Raw genomic sequence first — 18,370 nt, 5'->3', positions numbered from 1 at the left:
GGCGGCGGTCAGCAAACAGACCGGTCTGAATTAAATACTGTGAACTTCGGGTTTGCCGTCGCGGACCACGATGAAACCGGCCTGGAAATTCTGCTGGAAACCGCCGGGAACCGTGAACTCGTCGCTGATCGGATACCCGAGCTTGCCGTTCTCGTAACCGACGTCCTTCCAGGTGTCCATGATCGGACCCGAACGGACCGCCCACGCTCCCGACAGCGGACTCCAGTAGATGTTGCCGCCCTCGAACCTGCTGAAGTGGCCCAAGTCCTTCAGCGGCAGCTCTTCGGCTGCCGGGAAGCCCAGCCAGCTGTTTTCGTATCCCAGCTGGGCGTACTTGCCCATGATCAGCCCCTGCAGGCGGTGGACGCCGGTCTTGGGGCTGTAGTAGAAAGGCCCGTTCTCGAAGGCCTGCACCGAGCCGTCCCGGTGCGGCGTCTCGACCTCCGGCGCGGTCGGATAGCCCGCGGGTCCGCGCTCGAAGCCCTGCTTGCCCCACTCGTCGAGGATCGCGCCGCGCACCATCTGGGCGCCGGTCTGTGGCGTCCAGTAGAGCGAACCGTGCTGGAAGGCCTGGAACCGGCCGCGGCCGTCGGGCAGCGGGCGCTCGTCGTCGGTCGGCAATCCGACCGCACCGAGCGCGGCCTGGTAGCCGCCGCCGATCATGCCGCCGACAGTATGCGCGCCGGTCGCGGGCGAGTAGAACACCCGGCCGGACCGGAAGTCCTGGGCCACACCGCCGTTCACGTGGTATTCGGCGGTGACGCAGTCGCCGAGCCAGCCATTGGCGGTGGCCACGGCGGCAATCGCGCCGCCTGCCCGGCAAGACGCCATGTCTGTGTCGATGCCGAGCGCGGCGGCGGCCTGCGGCCAGGACTGCCGCATCTCGAAATCCCAGTACGGCCACGAGTGGGTGCCGGAGGGACGGTAATTCACCTGGGCCGGGATGGTCAGCTTGCTGAGCTTGGTCACGAAGTTCTGCGAGGTGAGCCGCGACAGAATCTCCAGACCCATGCCCGTGAAATTGGCGCTCACCCCTGGAATGACGGCGGCCTGGTCGAATGGCCCGATCGCACCGCTACCGCTGGACACGTACAGGCTGATCCCCTTCAGCTTGTCCGCCAGCGCGTACGGGTCGTGGCCGTCCCACTCCGGGCTGGTCGGCGGACCCCACATCGCCGCGGAGTCGAACCCACCCGCGTCGCGCATGGCGAACTGGATCGCCTGCGGCATACCGAGGGTGGTCGTGGTGAGGAATCCGGAATACGACGCGGCGTACTTGACGAAGCTCGGGTTGCGCGCGGCCAAGAACATCGCGGCCGTGCCGCCCATCGAAAGGCCCTCCATGCCACGCACATCCGTTGCCCGCCATTGGCTCTCGAGTAGCGGCGGAAGTTCCTTGGTCAGGAAGGTTTCCCACTTGTAGTTGTGGCCGTTGTTCGGCTGCAGCCAGTCGGAGTAGAAGCTCGACTGTCCGCCGACCGGCAGCACAACGGTGACGTTCTTGTCGGCATAGAAGTCGGCGGCGCCCGCCTCCTTGGTCCAGCCGTTCTCGTCGTCGGTGGCGCGCAGACCGTCGAGCATGAACAGCAGCGGAAACCTGGCCTCCGGGCGGGTGTTCCAATCCCTGGCCAGCAGCAGTTGCACCTGGACCGGTGCGCCCATCGATGGCGAATTGATCCACAGGGCGACCCTGCGGTCGGTGAACCACACCATTTTCTGCACCGACGCGCCTGCCGGTGCGGTGGCGGCGACCTCTGGCTGCGCGGTGGCGGGCGCGGTCAGCGGCGAAAGCCCGGCGGCCATCGGCAGCGCCACCGCGGTGGCCAGCAGCGCGAACCGCCTACGAGCCCGGCGGGCGTCGCCGCGTCCGCGTCTACCCCTGCCGCCCCTGATCCCTGCCACAAGTGTTTTCTACCCCTGGAAGGGCGGTCAACCTGGTAGGACGCGCGGGTAGCAAGCTAATCCGCCGCCCCGCGTACTCAGGCACTGTTACCCGAAACGCGAACGGCGCCGCCGCTCCCTGGTCGGGGAAGCAGGCGGCGCCGTTCGCGGTCTATGTGGCTGGATCACCAGCCGCCGGTGGCATCCAGGATGCCGTTGCGGGCCTTGAAAAGCTCACCCTCCCAGTACTTCCAGGAGTGGGTGCCCTGGGCGGGGAAGTCGAACTGAGCCGGAATCCTCAGGGTCGCGAGGCGAGCCTGGAAGGCGCGGGTGTTCACCAGCGACAGCGCCTCGAGTGCCATGGCGTTACTGGTGTTGAACGCGCCGACCGCCGAGTTCGGCCGGTCGAACTGACCTGGGAGGCCGCTGGCCGCCGAGATGTACATCGGCAGGCCCTTGAGCTGCGGCGCGAACACGAACGGATCCATCCGCAGCCACGCCGGGCTCCACGGCGCCGCCATCGAGTCGACGTTGAAACGGCCCGCGTCCAGCATCGCGATACGGATCGCCTCACGCATACCGGGCGCGGAGATGTTCAGGTAGCCGGAGAAGGACGAGGCGTGCTTGAACTGATCGCGATGGTAGGCGGCGAGGGCCAGCGCGGCGCTGCCGCCCATCGACAGGCCCGCGATCGCGTTGTTGGTGCGGGAGACGCCGTAACCCTCGAGGAAGGCCGGGAGCTCCCTGGTCAGGAAGGTCTCCCACTTGTAGGTGGTCTTCTGGCCGTTGGTGTTACTCGGCGCGTACCAGTCGGTGTAGAAGCTCGACTGACCGCCGACCGGCATGATGAGCGAGATGTTGTCGTTGCCGAACTGCTGCAGCGCATTCGTCTCGAACGACCACGCATTGCGGTCGTCGCGAGCACGCAGGCCGTCGAGCAGATACAGCGCCGCGTTGCCGCCGCGCGCCGCCCACTGCACCTGAACCTTGATCGGGCCCATGACCGAGGGGACCATCAGATCCTCGAAGCCACCCGCGGGGGCGCGCAGCACAGGGCTGTGCGCCGGGGCGGCCGTGGCAACGGTCGGGGCCGCCACTCCGGCGGCAATCGGTAGCGCAAGTGCTGCGGCACCGACAGCCAGAATTCGATGACGCCAACCGCGAGGGGTGACTCGCCGTCCCGTGCTTCTCTTCGGGCCGGCCGCCCTGCCGAAACGCATGAATCCTGCTCTCTTTCTGCTGTTGTGGTACCGCCGGTAGCCCATGAGGGCCGGGCAGCACCCGTGCTTCGAACGAGACGCACGTCACATGTGCATCGGACCCCGACATTCCGACGCAAAACGACGGCGCTACAACGATCTGGTCACACTTGCGCTCGCTGGACGATATTCGACGCCGGAAGCCTAAGCAACCGGGTGGCCGAAATCCGCCCATACACACACCTGTGATCGTGCGGTGACCTTATCGCGTTCGCTCGGAGATGTCGTCCCCGATCGGGAATTCACCCCAGATTGGCGCTGAGGTCGGGCAGCATCTTGTAGACCTGGTCGGCCCAGTAAGGCCAGTTGTGCACGCCGATGGGCGTGTAGTCGAAGTGCACATTCGTCGGGCCGAGTGAGTCCAGACGCAGCTGGAAGGCCCGCGTATTGGCGAGCGCGATCGTCTCCAGCGTCATTGCATTGCTGAGGTTGTAGGCGTCGAGCGGATTGTTGACTACGTCACGCGGACCGCTCTGGCCGTTGCCGGACGAAATCCAGAGCCGAGTTCCGTTCGCACGCAACAACGGTGCGAACATGAACGGGTCGTTGCGCAGCCAGCGCGGATCCCACGGCGGGCCCCACATGGCGTCGATGTTGTATCCGCCCGCGTCGAGCAGGGCCAGCCGCAAGCCCTCCCTCATGCCGGGTCCGGAGATATTCAGGTAGCCCGAATACGAGCCCGCGTACCGGAATTGATCCGGGTGATAGGCGGCGAGCGCGAGCGCGGCGCTGCCGCCCATGGACAAACCGAATACGCCGTTGCCGTTCGGATTGAAGCCGAGCCGATCGCGCAGCGCCCAGCGCAGATTCTCGGTCAGGAACGTTTCCCATGCGTAGGGGCGCTGCTGGCCATTGGTGTTGCTCGGTGCGATCCAGTCCGAATAGAAGCTGGACATCCCGCCGATCGGCATCACAACGTTGATATTCCACTGCGGAAGCACCCGGGAGATGTCGGTGTCGATTTCCCAGCCGCTGAGGTCGTTACGGGCCCGCAGACCGTCGAGGGCATAGACGACGCGGTTGGTATTGCCGTCGGCGGCGCGGAAGATCCTGGTCTTGATCGGGCCCATGTTGGAGTCGACCCAGAAATCTTGACCGGCCGGATCGAAGCTCGCCACAGCCGGTGTGGCGAAGTCGGTGACTGCGATTCCGAACGGCAGGGCGAGCGCGAAGGCCACGCCGGCGACGGACCGGCGCAGCCACCGACGGCGACGACCACGCCCGTCGGCTTCGAGTATGCATCCGTGCTCATCGGCAACATTTCCGCGTACCACGCCTGATCGCATTCGATTCGACCTTTCGCCCGTGCGATCACCGTTGACCGCAACTGTCGTGCATGAGGATCGACGTTCAACACCGACGACTCTCCGCACCGGGCAGGTCGTGGCGCTACCGCTCTTCATAGGCAGCTATTCGAAGCTGATCCCGGTTGAAACGCACTGCGATACCGGATCGTGATAAAAAATCAGAGATTTGCCGAACCAACATGCGGTCAGCGTCGCAAGGAGTACCGCAGCACCGAAATTCTTCCGACAGCAACTAATCAGCGAACATCATGCACACAGGCGATTATTCGGGCAAATACAAACGGACCGCCCGGCGCCGAAGGGGTGCCGGGCGGTCCGTTGTGGTGCACGTCAGCCGATGTTCGCCGACAGGTCGGGAGTCATCCGGTAGACCTCGTCCTGCCAGTTGTTCCACGCATGGATGCCGAATTCCGGGAAGGAATAGACGACGTTGGATGCGCCGAGTGCGGCCATCCGCACTTGGAAGGCGCGCGTATTGATCAACGCCAAGCTCTCCAGCCCCATGCCGGTGAGGGTGTTGAAGCTCGGCGCGTCGGTTGCGCCCGGCCTGCCGCTGCCCGCGGCGATCCACAGTCGGGTCCCGTTGCCGATCAGTCGCGGCGCGAAGACGAACGGGTCCATCCGCAGCCACTGCGGGCCCCACGGCGGCGCCATCGAGTCCACGTTGTAGCCGCCGGCGTCGATCATGCCGGCCCGGATGACCTCACGCATGCCGGGCGCGGAGTTGTTCAGGTAGCCCGAGAACGAGCCGGCGAAGCTGAACTGATCCGGGTGGTAGGCGGCCAGTGTCAGTGCCGCGCTGCCTCCGGTCGACAGGCCGAAGACGCCGTTGCGGTTCGGGTTGAAGCCGAGCCGGTCCCGCAGCGCCCCGCGCAGGTTGTCGGCCAGGAAGGACTCCCACTGGTACCGGTAGCTTTTGCCGGGACCGCCGGAGAGCACATTCATGGCACCCGAGCCGGAGGACGAACCAGCGCCCGCGGGAACGCCGAAGAATTCGCTCGGCGCGTTCCAGTCGGCATACCAGCTCGACTGGCCACCGACCGGCATGACCACGTTGATGTTGTTACTCGCCAGCATCTCGGCGATGTTGGTTTCGATCTCCCAGCCGTTCAGGTCCTCGCGGGCCCGCATACCGTCGAGCACATAGACGACGCGGTTGGTGTTGCCGTCCGCGGCGCGCAGGACTCTGGTCTTGATCGGACCCATGCCGGAGTCGACCCAGAAATCGAACGCGGCGGGATCGAATGCTGCCGATGCTGTTGCGCCGATGCCCGCAATGGTGATCCCCAGCGGCATGAGCAGGGCGACCGTTACTCCGACAGCCCACTTACGCAACCGGGAAGCCTGGGCTGCAGAGCTATCGGGCCTACGTTTCCAGCGCGGACTTCGCATTCCTCTCGACCTTTCATTCAGAAGGCGGTCGGCAAATGATTAGCAATCTCGACCAGCCCCCTCATCGGGCATTCAGGCGGGGAAACTCCATAAAACGGACGTTTCCACCTGTGTGCATGTTCTCCGTGTATCAATCGCAAGCGAATGCTTCTATGTTGCTGGAAAGTGATTCAAGCCACAAGAAGTGCAGCGTTCGTCGGTGCACATTCGTTGTCAAGGGGGCTGGGGACGCCCTGTTTCGGATAACGAAAAAGGCCGCCTGGTGCATGCGCACCAGGCGGCCGGTTTCACCGCGTCCCCGGCTCTACAGAGCCGGGCTCATGATTCACCCGATGTTGGCCGAGAGGTCCGGAATCATCCGGTAGACCTCGGCCTCCCAGTTGCGCCAGTTATGGATACCGACCGAAGGGAAGCTGTAGGTGACATTCTGCGCACCGAGGCTCATCATGCGGACCTGGAAGGCCCTGGTGTTGACCAGCGCGAGCGCCTCGAGCGGAGTGCCCTGCAGGATATCCAGCGGCGATGTCGCGTCGGCGGGACCCGGCAGCGCGCTACCGGCGGCGACCCACACCCTGGTGCCGTTCGCGATCAGTCGCGGCGCGAAGACGAACGGGTCCATCCGCAGCCACTGCGGGCCCCACGGCGGCGCCATCGCGTCGATGTTGTAGCCACCGGCACTGATCATGGCCACACGCAGCGCTTCACGCATACCCGGCGCGGAGATGTTCAGGTAGCCCGAGTACGAACCCGCGTACCGGAACTGGTCCGGGTGGTAGGCGGCCAGTGTCAGCGCGGCACTGCCGCCCATGGACAAGCCGAAGACGCCGTTGCCGTTCGGGTTGAAGCCGAGCCGGTCCCGCAGCGCCCAACGCAGGTTGTTGGTGAGGAACGATTCCCACTTGTAGGTGTTGTTCTTACCCAGCGTCTCGTTCCAGCCCGAGGAACCCGTCATCGCGGAACCCGACGAGGAGCCGTTGGCCGACCCCGACGAACCGGTGTTGAGGCCGAGGAAGTTGCCCGGCGCGTTCCAGTCCGCGTAGAAGCTGGACGGTCCGCCGACCGGCATGACGACGTTGATGTTCCACTTGGTGAGCTCGCGGGCGATCTCGGTCTCGGCCTCCCAGCCGTTGATGTCGCCGCGGGCCCGCATGCCGTCCAGCGCGTACACCACGCGTCCGGTGTTGCCGTCCGCCGCGCGGAAGATCCGCGACTTGATCGGCCCCATCGACGAGTCGACCCAGAAGTCGAACGCGTCGGGATTGAACGCTGCCGACGCGGTGGCGCCAGGTCCTGCCACCGACACCCCGAGCGGTAGCAAAACGGCCAGCGACATCAGCACCGACCGCTTGAACCACGAACCGGCTATCCGGGACCTCAGACGTCCACTTTCGGCCTTACGCCCGATAACGCCTCGCATCTGTTTGGACCCTTTCTTCGTCCGACCGAATCCCGATCGATTTACGGTGACCGCCGGTTTTCACCCATCGCGAGGGAACGCCACCGGCGGGCGTGCCGTCGCAGCCTAACGCGTCATCGATGCATGGGCGTTATCAAAAAGTGATAAAGCGGCGTACGCCACTCTATCGGCATCCTCCCATGAAACTACTGAGCCCACGGTGACCCGTGGGCTCAGTGTGACTACGAGAATATGATCACCGCGGCGGTTGTGGGAAGGGATCGACCAGATCGCAGCGTTGGATCTCGTACTTCGGCACCCGATCTATCCGGTACTTCGCGAACTTCAGCGCATGCAGCAGGTTGTGCTTGAAACGGTCCCACGTGAGCGGATCACGGTAGGAGATCGCCAGCGCCTCGGTGTCCGGGCACTTCATCGCCGTGCGAGCCTGGGTGACCCATTTCTCGTCGAGGAACCACGGCATCCACGGCTTCCTGTCCACCACGCCGGTGTCCACGATGACCCAGTCCGGATACAGCGCCTTGTCGTGCCCGATGCGGCCGTCGGTCAACCGGTCGGTGTGCGCGGCCAGCGGATAGGCGAGGCCCATCTGGTCGATCACGCGCACGTTCAGCGGGACGTTCATGCTGGTCATGCCCAGGTTCAGGAAGTAGACCGTGTGTCCGGCGCCGCCCTCGGGGATCGGCTGCGGCGGTGGTGCGACGTACCAGAACATGAACGACGGCGAGTTCAGCAGCAGGCCGCCGTCAGGGGTGGCCGCGATGTCGTTGACCATCGGCCGAATGCGCGGGTAGTCGAGGTAGTCCTCGGCCAGGATCGGATGATCGTGGCCGGTGTTGAGCACGTAGTAGACGCGCTCGTCGACGATGCCCGAGGAGCTGATCTTGGTCCCGGTCTTGATGGCCGTGGTGTTGGCGGCGAACAGCGCCCAGCCCGCGGTGCCGATCAATGCGAACCCGATCACCGCGAACGACCAGTCGGTGGCCGACATCGACCGCAGACCGCCCTCCGGCAGCCGGATCGGCACCACCGCGACCGGCAGCAACAGGCAGAACAGCTGCGGCAACAGCATCCGGCCGTGCATGAAGTCACCACCGACGCGCAGCGCGTACACGGTCAGGATGAATCCGCTGCCGAGCATGAGCGTGACCACCGCGCTCGGCGAGCGCAGCCATGCACGCACGCGGTCCACGGTCCAGCCGCGCTGCTCATCGGCAGTGGTGGGCCGACCGGCCGGTGCCGGCGCGACGGCAGTCGCGGTGCGCGCCGCGACGACGCCCGCGGCGAGCAGCACCAACAGCGGAACCCACAGGTAATAAGGACCGACCAGGTCCCACAAGTATTTGAAGCCCTGTCCCCACTTCGCGCCGCCCGCGTCCTTGGCGACGGCGGTGTTCGGGTAGGGCAGGCCGTAGTAGCCCATCCGCCAGACCTGGTAGCCGAGCGGGACGATCCCGGCGGCCGCAACGATCAACGCCCGCAGCACAATCGGACGCAGCCGAGTCTGTGGCACCGGCGCACAGAAGATCATTGCCAGCGCCAGTCCGCCGACCAGGGTCATCTCGGGACGAATCAGCGGCGCGAGTCCGGCGAGGAACACCAGTCCGAAGAAGCCGGGCAGCCGGACCCGTTCGGCCTGGCTCCACCGGATCATCAGCCACCACAGCAGGCCGAGCCAGCAGATGACCAGACCGCTCTCCAGTCCGGAGGAGGCGTAGTCGCGGGCAGGCGGCAGCGCGATGTAGACGAGCACGCCCGCGGGCAGCAGCAGCGCGGATTTGGTGCCGCCCCACAACCGTGCCGTACCGAGCATGGCGAACACGATCGCGGCCATCGACACCGTCAGCGCGACTCCGAGCACCACGTACTCGAGCCTGGCCTGGGTGAGCCAGCTGAAGAACCAGACCAGATAGGTCCACGCCGTGCTGGTGTTGGTTTCGACGCGTTCGCCCTCGTTGAAGACCGGTCCGTTGCCTGCCAACAGGTTTCGCACCGTGCGCAGCACGATCAGGCCGTCGTCGGCGATCCAGCGCCGCTGCCAGGCGCCGGTCGCGAACAGGACAACAGTGAGCGCCATCCCACCGACGAAAATGGCTCGGGATAGCTGCACGTGCCGCAAGGCCGAGCGAGCCGACCCTTCGGCCGGCTCCTCGCTTGCGTATTCCGTTCGCTCCGCTCCCTCGACCAACATCTCGTCAGGTGAGATAGACAGCGACACCTACCGCTCCGATCCAGGCGATTGCGAGGAACTGGAGGATGCGGTCCCCCAGCGCGATCTCTTCGGGTTCACCGGCCTCGCCGCCATCGACGTCGACCGCATAACGCAGGATTGCGATGGTAAACGGAACCATCGAGATGGCGAACCAATTGGTGTGCTTGAGGCTGTCCTGTTGGAACGCCCAGAGGCCGTAGAACACCACCACCGCTGTCGCGGCGAGAGTCCAGATGAAGCGCAGATAGGTCGGCGTGTAGTACTCGAGCGACTTGCGGATCTTGGCGCCCGTGCCCAGTGCGATCTGCAGTTCGGCGTAGCGCTTGCCCGCCGCCATGAACAGCGAACCGAACGCCATGATCAGCAGGAACCATTGCGACAGATCAATATCCGCGGCCGCGCCACCGGCGACGGCGCGCAGCAGGAAGCCCGAGGACACGATGCAGATGTCCAGCACGGCCTGATGTTTGAGGCCGAGACAGTAAGCCAGCTGGATACCGATGTAGACCGCCATCACGACGGCGAGATGCCACGACGCGAGGAACGATCCCGCGATCGACGCGACGAGCAGCACCGCGGCCAGCATGTAGGCCAGGTTCACCGGAACCACACCCGCGGCGATCGGCCGGAACCGCTTGGTCGGGTGGGCCCGGTCGGCTTCCACATCGAGCGCGTCGTTGACGAGGTAGATGCCCGACGCCGCCATGCAGAACACCACGAAGGCGATTCCGACGGGGGCGAGCACGTCCACCTCGGTAGCCGAGCCCGCGGCCAGCGGCGCGGCGAGCACGAGAACGTTCTTCACCCACTGTCGCGGGCGAACGGCCTTGATCAACCCGCCGGCCAGCGTCTTGGGCGGGCCCTTGACAACAGCCTCGGCTAGGTCGGCGCTGGTCGGCTCTTCACTCATGTCAACCAAGGCTCTTTCTTGTCCGGTCACTATCGAGTCTCTTTTCGGCGGCAAGCACTACAGCGGCGGACGCGGCACCGAGCGCGGATCCAGCGAGCACGTCGGAGGGATAGTGCACCCCGAGCACGACCCGGGAGAGCAACATCGGTGGAACGAGCACCGCAGGCAAGGGTAGCCCGGTCAGTTTCCCGAGCAACACCGCCGCCGCCGTGGTCGAGGTCGCGTGCGAGGACGGGAAGCTCAATTTGCTCGGCGTGGAGACGTTGACCTGCACCGATGGGTCGTTCGGGCGAGGACGCCTGACGATCCGCTTGATCACGATGGACGCGGCGTGCGCACCGACCGCACCGACCGCGACCCCCGCCCACTGCCGACGCCGCGGTTTGTCCGCGAGCCAGCCGACGGCGGCGATGCCGACCCAGCCGAGCGCGTGCTCACCGAAGTGCGACATGCCGCGGGCCGCCTTGACGACCGCGGGGTTGCCGCCGATCGCCGACTGCACCGCATTGAGGATGGCGACCTCGGGCGGTGCCGGCGCGGTCGCGGTTTCGGGCGCGACGCCATGGGCCGCATGCCCGTTCGTGCTGCGCAACGCCTCGTTCACCGCCGCGCTGTCACTTGCTCCGATGCTCACTGCTGCGTGCCTTTCGTGTCGCCGATGCCGAAGGCGTTCTCCCACGCGGCGGTGCTGGTCAACTGCGGATGGGCGGCGCGGTAGCGCTCCTGCATCTCCGGGAAGCGCGCGGCCAGCTCCTTGCGCAGCCGCATGGCCTCCTTGAACAGGCCGAGGGCCTGCCGTGGATCGCGCTTGCGGTAGACGACGCCGCGGCCGTCGGCGGTGGTGACCGTGACGCCGTCGACCTGCGAGAGCAGGAACCACCGCGCGTCCAGGGTCGGCACATTCAGCTGCGGACGCTCGTGGTGCTCGGGCTGGGCGGGCCGCACGCTGTGCACGAGGCCCTTGGCGAGCCGGACCACCTTGGCGATCGGGCTGGCAGGTTCGCCGACCGCGCCGACACCGATGTGGCTGGCCAGCGGTAGTTCGGTGGACGAGGGCAGGATCACCGCGTCGGGGTATTGCTTGCGCAGCTCATGCACCGCGCCGAGGGCGCTCGGCAGCAGCTGGAACAGCCGCTCCGGGCCCGCGAGGAAGTCACGAATCGCCAGGTTCTGGATGGCGACCGTCGAATACTCCAGGCACAACAGGTGTTTCATGGTCGCCTTGACCGTGTTCACCACCATGGCGCGGCCATTGCCCGGCAGGTGCAGCGAGGCGACGACCAGGCGGTTGCGCAGGTGGAAGTACGCCTGCCAATCGATGGCGTCGTCCTTGTCGCTCCAGGCCATATGCCAGACGGCGGCGCCGGGCAGGGTGACCGTCGGGTATCCGGCGGCACGGGCACGCAGACCGTATTCGGCGTCGTCCCACTTGAGGAACAGCGGCAGCGGCTGACCGAGCTCCTCGGCGACCTGCCGCGGGATGACACAGGTCCACCAGCCGTTGAAGTCGACGTCGATGCGTCGGTGCAGCAGCTTGGAGTTGTCGCGGTCCTTCAGCGGGTACTTCGAGAAGTCGTGGTCGTACTCGACATTCGGCGCCGCAGTCCACATGAAGATGCCGCGGTCGACGACCTCGCCCATGACATGCAGGTGCGAGCGCTCCTGCAGGTTGAGCATCTGCCCGCCGACCAGGACCGGTGACTTGGCGAAACGGGCGAAGGCCAGTGCGCGCAGGATCGAGTCGGGCTCGATCTCGATGTCGTCGTCCATGTAGACGATGTACTGGGCGTCGGTGGTCTTCAGCGCCTCGTACATCACCCGGCTGTAGCCGCCCGAGCCGCCGAGGTTGGGCTGGTTGTAGATGGCGAGCCGGTCGCCGAGCACCGCGGCGGCCTCGGTGAAGCCGGGCTCGTCGACCACCTTGCGGGTGCCCTGATCAGGGATGATGACGGCCTTGATCTTCTCGAGCACCAGTGGATCGGCCCCGAGGGCACCGAGGGTTTTCACCGCGTCGGTCGGCCGGTTGAAGGTGGGCATGCCGACCGCGATGCTGCCGTCGCCCGGCGCTTCGATCGGGGCGTACCAGCCGCCCGCCAGCAGCGTGACCGCCGTGTCGGTGGTGATGTCGAACCAGATCCAGCCGCCGTCCTCGAACGGGCCGAGATCGGTCTCGAACTCGACGTGCACCGATTCGGTGCCGGGCGCGACGGCGAACTCCTTGCCCTGCACGTGGATTCGCGAGCCGTCCGCCTTCGAGCGGTAGACGTCGACGCGGCCGTGTCCGGCCAGCTCCAGCCGCAGCACCACCGATTCCAGGATGCTCCAGCGCCGCCAGTAGCTCGCGGGCAGTGCGTTGAAGTAGGTGCAGAACGACACCTCCGATTCCGCGCCGACCGACAGCGAGGTGCGGGTGGCGGCGTGCGCGCGGCGTGCGTTGGTCGCCGACTCCTCGACGTAGAGGGTGCGCACGTCCAGCGGCTCACCCGGCCTGGGCAGGATGATGCGCTGTAGCAGCGACTTCGCGCGGGTTTCGGTGGTCATATCTTCCAAGATCGACTGGGAGGTCATCCGTTACTTTCGGTCTCAGTGCGGGTCACCCGCACCCGGTCGGCTTCGACGAGCCGGGCTTCGCGAGTGTGACTCATCTAGGCCTCATCCGCGAGCAGCTCGCCCGATTCCAGGTGCGGCCGCAGCACATTGTCGAACATGCTCAGCGCGCTGCCGATGGCCATGTGCATGTCAAGGTACTGATAGGTGCCGAGGCGGCCGCCGAAAAGGACCTTCTCCGTTGCGGTTTCCTTCTTGGCGAGGGCGCGGTAAGCGGCGAGCTTGGCGCGGTCCTCCGGCGTATTTATCGGGTAGTACGGCTCGTCGCCGGTCTGCGCGAAGCGGGAGTACTCGCGCATGATCACGGTCTTGTCGTTCGGGTAGCTGTCGCGCTCGGGGTGGAAGTGGCGCGGCTCGATGATGCGGGTGTAGGGCACGTCCGCATCGTTGTAGTTCACCACCGAGGTGCCCTGGTAGTCGCCGGTCGGCAGCACTTCGGTCTCGAAATCGATAGTGCGCCAGCCGAGTTCGCCCTCGCTGTAGTCGAAGTAGCGATCCACCGGGCCGGTGTAGACCACCGGTGCGTCCGGGTTCTCGGCGCGAATCTGCTCGCGCACGTCGAACCAGTCGGTGTCGAGCCTGACCTCGATCAGGTCGGAGGCGGCCATGTTCGCCAGCCACTTCGTGTAGCCCTGCGCGGGCAGGCCCTCGTAGGTGTCGTTGAAGTAGCGGTTGTCGAAGGTGTAGCGCACCGGCAGGCGGGTGATATTGCCCGCGGGCAGTTCCTTCGGGTCGGTCTGCCACTGTTTGGCGGTGTAGTCGCGGACGAACGCCTCGTAGAGCGGGCGGCCGATCAGCGAGATCGCCTTTTCCTCCAGGTTCTGCGCGTCCTTGGTCTCGACCTCAGCGGCCTGTTCGGCGATCAGCGTGCGCGCCTCGTCGGGGGTGAAGTAGCGACCGAAGAACTGGGAGATCAGGCCGAGGCCCATCGGGAACTGGTAGGCCTGCCCCTTGTGCATCGCGAAGACACGGTGCTGGTAGCCGGTGAACTCGGTGAACTGGGTGACGTAATCCCACACTCGCTTGTTCGAGGTGTGGAACAGGTGCGCACCGTACTTGTGCACCTCGATACCGGTTTCCGGCTCCGGCTCCGAATAGGCGTTGCCACCGAGGTGGTAGCGGCGGTCGATCACCAGCACTCGCTTGCCGAGCAAGTTGGCGGTGCGTTCGGCGACGGTCAGCCCGAAGAATCCGGAGCCGACGACGATCAGATCGAACTGTGAGGCGGTGGGGACGGAGTTACCCGAGGACGATGCGGCGGTCACGGGAGCCCAGCGTATCGGAAGTCTCCGCGCTGTCCTGGCGGAGTCACCGGGCGGGCTGAGCGGCCCTGCTCCTGCCGGTGGTTTCGTCTCGAGAACATCCGAATTTCGCCGCAAGTTTGCCGAAACCGCCATGTGACCGCAATAAAGCCGCTATTACATAGGCACTCGAATTGAGCGGACGTCCAGTTTGTTGTCGGATGCCGGTTCGAGCCGCACCATCGCCCGATCGACCGGAAGACCTCGCACATGCGGATGCCACGCCCCCTCGCCCCACTCATCGGGCTTCTCGCCCTGTTCGCCGTCCTCGGCAGCGCGGTCCTCGTCCCCACCGCGCAGGCCGCCGAGGCCGACTCGCTGGCAGGCACACCGATCGGCGACGGCGCGGGGCTGTGCGTGACGGGCGCGCCGACCTTCGACGATGTGGTGACTGCCGCCGCGACCGCCGTGCGCACCATGGTTCCGATCGACCGGCTCGGCGACTTCGACCGCACCGTCACCGACTTCCGCGCCACCATCGCCGCGGTTCGAGTCCATCGAGATGGGCTGCCGATCGATCCGGCCACGGCAGGTGGACGGCTGGAGTTCCTGGACGATCCGATCGTCACCTACCTGGTCAACGGCCTCGACGCGGTGCGCACCGGGCGGCTCGACACCACCATCTCGGTGTCGCGGCTCACCGTGAACGACGCGATCGAGATGTTCGTCCTCGCTACCCGAATCGTGAAGATCCCGACCCAGCTGGCAGCGAGCTTGGTGCCCAGCGTCGGTTTCCTCCTGAAGCCGGTGGTCGGCGCGGCGTTCAACGGTGTGAAGCTGCTGGCACGCAAGGTGCAGGACTTCATCGCCGCCAACTGCGCCACGCCGAACGCCTACCCCAAGCTGGTGCTCGACGAATCCGAGATCGGCACCGAGCGCGTCGAAGTGCCCGCGCCCATTGTGGATCTCGCCAATACCCTGATCCGCGCCGACGGCTCCTGCACGCCGCTGGCCGAGCTGACCACCCACACCTTGGTCGAACGCACCCGAAACTTCCTCGAGCACGCCGACCTGCCGCTGGACCGTCCGGCCATGAACGCCGCCGCCGACTCCGTGCAAAACTTCCTGCGCGAAACCCGCGTCGCCGAGATCGCACTGCTGCGCCGCACCGAAGAGCTCGGCCCGTTGGTCAGCGCGATGGATTACGGCCCGCTGACCTTCCTCACCAACCTCGGCTTCGGCATCTACGAGGGCAAGGCGCTCGACACTGTGCCGCTGTCCGAGGTTCGCGTCGAGCATGCCTTCGACCTCGCGACGTTGGCCTTGGATGTAACCAGCTTGCTGCTGACCGCGGGCACCACGGTGCTCGGGTTCACCGGCGTCGCGGCGTCGGTCACGACCCCGCTGTCGATCGTGCAGACCCTCGCCTTCGCCCCGACGACCTATGGCGCGCCGGTCATGAAGGGCGTCATGCAGTCGATGTGCGCGGTGTAATCACTGCTCGGACGAACCCACGTCACTCGGGGAAGCCGACCTCCACCTCGACCTCGGTGCGCTCGGTGTACATGCGCCAATAATGTTCGCCCAGTTCGTCATTGCCCATTCTGGCGATCTCGACACCGGGCGGCACCAGCTCGGGATGCTCGTCGACGATGCGTTCGGCCTTGCTGTTGCCGATCAGCACGCCGATGTTGAGCAGTCCGACATAGACGCCGGTGCCCGCGAGTTCGACTTCGAGTTGGCGGATATAGGTGCGCTGTGCGCCGAGGATGACGCCGAAGTTGGACAGATAGGGCAGCACAAACCGGTCCGACGACCCGGAGGAGAAGAGCAAGGTGCCCGCACCACGCTCGACCATCGCGGGCGCGAGCGCGCGAGTCATCCAGATCGGCGAGTAGAGCTTCAGTTCGAGCGGGACGCGCAAGGCTGCCGCGTCCACGTCCAGCGTGGTCGGGGTCCGGTCGGCCATGTCGGCTGCCGCGCCGTGCAGCGCGACGTCGATCTGCCCGAACGTGCCGGTGATGTCCTCGACCACACCACGCAGCTGCGCTTCGTCGGTGAGATCCGCGGGAAAGGCGGCAGCCTCGATGCCTTCCGCGGCCAGCTCCTCGACGTACTGCGCGGCCTTGTCCGGATTCCGGCCGATCACCGCGACCCGGAAGCCCTCGCGGCCGAACCGCCGCCCGGTCCCCATGCCGAGCCCCGGCCCGAACCCGAATATCGCGATCGTCTTCGTCATGCCACTACCTCACTAAGTTGAGTCATGGTTCAAGTTCATGTGACCGTAGCATTAACTTGAACCTATGCTCAAGATAAATCGAGCAGCAGATTTGTAGGATCGGCGAATGCCCGAGGACAAGCCGTTACGCAGCGACGCCCGCCGAAATAGGGACGCGCTCGTGACTGCTGCCAGGGAAGTGTTCGAAGAACGCGGTCTCGACGCACCCCTGAAGGAGGTCGCCGCCCGCGCCGGCGTCGCCATCGGCACCCTCTACAACCGCTTCCCCACCCGCGACGACCTCATCGCCGCCGCCGTCGAAGACCGCATCGAAGCAGGCGGACGCATCGCCGAACAGGCCATCGCCATCGACGACCCCTGGGACGCCTTCACCTACCTCGTCGAGAAGGTCTGCGAACTCCAAGCGAGTGACCGCCTACTCAGCGACCTGTCACTGCGCGCAGCCCCCAGCGCCGCCATCGCGCACGCCCAGGAACACGGCCACGGCCTGATGCGCCGAATCATCATCCGCGCACAGGAAGCCGGTGTCCTGCGTCCCGACTGGGTCCTGGAAGACATCGCCTTCATCACCTGGTCCCACACCCGCATAGTCGAAGCCACCGCAACCGTGGCCCCCGACCTCTGGCGCCGCCACCTGGCCCTGATCCTCGACGGCCTCCGCGCCTCCGCCGCCCACCCACTCCCGGTCCCACCGATCACCGAGGACCAACTGATACAGGCAATGCGCGGCTGAGCGAATCGAAAGGCGCTCGGCCGCAACCTGGTTCAGCCGACCGTGACCCGTCGTATGGGTGACCGACGGTCAGTGACGGCGCGAGAGCGCCTCGGCATCAGGCTGGTACTCAGTACGGGTATACGGGGGCTGCTGAACCGGGGGTGCCGTAGCCGGAGACCTGGGGGAGGCTGGGCGTATGGAGCGGCGGCAGGCGACGCGCCGGGCCGGCCGTACGCAACTGACCGAGGCCTCGCGGGATGACAGTGGCAGGACCGACCAGCATCTCCGCAGAGCGAATGTTCAGGACTGATGAGAGGCGACTACTGGCTCGGAGGCTGGTCGTAGCCAGGCGTCTGTGGATACGGGTGCTGCGGCGGCTGACCGTAGAGCGATGCGGCAGGCAGACCCTGTCCTGCGCCGGCTTGGCTGTACAAAGGCGCGGGCTGACCATAAGCGGGAGGCTGGCCGTACGGCTGTGGTGCGGGCTGATGATGCGAGGGAAGGGGTTGGGGGTAGGCCGGTGACTGACCATAAGCGGCTGGTTGACCGTAAGCAGGCGGCTGGCCGTAGGCCGACGCGGGCGGCTGAGTTCCGGGCTGGCTACCAGCTGCGATCCAGCGGCCTGTAGGGGTGACCGCCGCAAGTGTCACCGTGGTAAGCATCAGGGACATGCCTACGGCAGGCAGCGGCCCGAGAAACTGGAACAGCGCAACGCTGAAACCCAGGGTGACCAGGGCCAGGATGCCGCCGAGGATCACCAAGACCCGCCCGGCCGCCGATCGACGCAGCAACAGTATGCCGCCGAGAGTCAGCAGGAAACCGAGGAGTTCGGAGACGATAGCGCTGAATCGAATCTCGGGGAGCATCACGAAGAGATACCCGACGCCGATATCGGCGAGCGCCGCGGCGGCACCGAGCGCGATCAAACCCCCGGCGACCAACGCTAGTACCCCAGCGGCGATACCGGTGCCGCCCCGGTGGAAGCCTGCGGCGGATAGCCGGGTGGCAACTGCCGACCGTCCGGAAATCCCGGTTGGCCATACGGATAACCCATGCAACCCCCTTGACTCGATCGAGAACCCTACTATTCTCTGGCTGGTTTCGGCAGCCCGCACACCTGAGTCGTGAGCGGCTCGCGGAATACCGTTGCGCCGCAACCAATGACGATCGATGCCGACCGTCAGCAGTGG

Annotated in this window: 14 protein-coding genes; 2 read left to right on the top strand and 12 right to left on the bottom strand. The window is 65.9% G+C overall.

From position 1 onward, the window contains the following. Positions 1-30: 30 nt before the first annotated feature. The 10 genes from OHQ90_RS05785 to glf form a co-directional block, all read right to left on the bottom strand. A complete protein-coding gene (locus OHQ90_RS05785; protein ID WP_328412587.1) occupies positions 31-1,803 on the bottom strand; it encodes an alpha/beta hydrolase-fold protein in 1,773 nt (590 codons plus the stop codon). Positions 1,804-2,066: 263 nt separating this feature from the next. Next, the gene (locus tag OHQ90_RS05780; protein WP_328408025.1) at positions 2,067-3,101 is read right to left on the bottom strand and encodes an alpha/beta hydrolase; all 1,035 of its coding nucleotides are present in this window, start codon (positions 3,099-3,101) and stop codon (positions 2,067-2,069) included. A gap of 281 nt (positions 3,102-3,382) precedes the next feature. Continuing rightward, positions 3,383-4,426, bottom strand: coding sequence for an alpha/beta hydrolase (locus OHQ90_RS05775; protein ID WP_328408023.1), 1,044 nt, complete (start codon positions 4,424-4,426; stop codon positions 3,383-3,385). A gap of 351 nt (positions 4,427-4,777) precedes the next feature. Beyond that, on the bottom strand, positions 4,778-5,839 hold the full coding sequence (locus OHQ90_RS05770) for an alpha/beta hydrolase (RefSeq protein ID WP_328408021.1): 1,062 nt from the start codon (positions 5,837-5,839) through the stop codon (positions 4,778-4,780). A 325-nt stretch (positions 5,840-6,164) separates the two neighbouring features. After that, positions 6,165-7,256 carry an alpha/beta hydrolase gene (locus OHQ90_RS05765; RefSeq protein WP_442941327.1) on the bottom strand — a complete coding sequence of 364 codons (1,092 nt, stop codon included), beginning with the start codon at positions 7,254-7,256 and terminating at the stop codon, positions 6,165-6,167. Positions 7,257-7,491: 235 nt separating this feature from the next. Further along, positions 7,492-9,447 (bottom strand): flagellar motor control protein ZomB, encoded by a 1,956-nt coding sequence (gene zomB / locus OHQ90_RS05760; RefSeq protein ID WP_442941326.1) that lies wholly within the window; start codon positions 9,445-9,447, stop codon positions 7,492-7,494. 4 nt (positions 9,448-9,451) lie between these two features. Beyond that, positions 9,452-10,378 (bottom strand): decaprenyl-phosphate phosphoribosyltransferase, encoded by a 927-nt coding sequence (locus OHQ90_RS05755; protein WP_328408017.1) that lies wholly within the window; start codon positions 10,376-10,378, stop codon positions 9,452-9,454. Between the two features lies 1 nt (position 10,379). After that, positions 10,380-10,892, bottom strand: a complete 513-nt coding sequence (locus OHQ90_RS05750) for a phosphatase PAP2 family protein (protein ID WP_328412583.1) — start codon at positions 10,890-10,892, stop codon at positions 10,380-10,382. Positions 10,893-11,008: 116 nt separating this feature from the next. Next, positions 11,009-12,946, bottom strand: coding sequence for a glycosyltransferase (locus OHQ90_RS05745; RefSeq protein WP_328408016.1), 1,938 nt, complete (start codon positions 12,944-12,946; stop codon positions 11,009-11,011). Positions 12,947-13,023: 77 nt separating this feature from the next. Beyond that, entirely contained in the window at positions 13,024-14,250 is a 1,227-nt protein-coding gene (gene glf, locus OHQ90_RS05740) for a UDP-galactopyranose mutase (RefSeq protein ID WP_328408015.1), read from the bottom strand. A gap of 246 nt (positions 14,251-14,496) precedes the next feature. Here glf and OHQ90_RS05735 point away from each other — a divergent pair, with 246 nt between their 5' ends. Beyond that, on the top strand, positions 14,497-15,720 hold the full coding sequence (locus tag OHQ90_RS05735; protein ID WP_328408013.1) for a hypothetical protein: 1,224 nt from the start codon (positions 14,497-14,499) through the stop codon (positions 15,718-15,720). Positions 15,721-15,742: 22 nt separating this feature from the next. Here the strand turns inward: OHQ90_RS05735 and OHQ90_RS05730 are convergent, their stop codons facing one another. Beyond that, positions 15,743-16,465, bottom strand: coding sequence for an SDR family NAD(P)-dependent oxidoreductase (locus OHQ90_RS05730; protein ID WP_328408011.1), 723 nt, complete (start codon positions 16,463-16,465; stop codon positions 15,743-15,745). Between the two features lie 106 nt (positions 16,466-16,571). Between OHQ90_RS05730 and OHQ90_RS05725 the strand changes: the two genes are divergently transcribed. Beyond that, complete coding sequence (locus OHQ90_RS05725) at positions 16,572-17,198, top strand: TetR/AcrR family transcriptional regulator (protein WP_328408008.1); 627 nt, start codon at positions 16,572-16,574, stop codon at positions 17,196-17,198. Between the two features lie 302 nt (positions 17,199-17,500). On the opposite strand, the gene OHQ90_RS05720 is transcribed toward OHQ90_RS05725, so the two are convergent. Next, complete coding sequence (locus OHQ90_RS05720) at positions 17,501-18,121, bottom strand: hypothetical protein (RefSeq protein WP_328408007.1); 621 nt, start codon at positions 18,119-18,121, stop codon at positions 17,501-17,503. Positions 18,122-18,370 lie beyond the last annotated feature (249 nt).

It is taken from the genome of Nocardia sp. NBC_00403, assembly GCF_036046055.1.
Classification (GTDB): domain Bacteria; phylum Actinomycetota; class Actinomycetes; order Mycobacteriales; family Mycobacteriaceae; genus Nocardia.
This window is presented reverse-complemented; position numbering and strand designations above follow the sequence as displayed.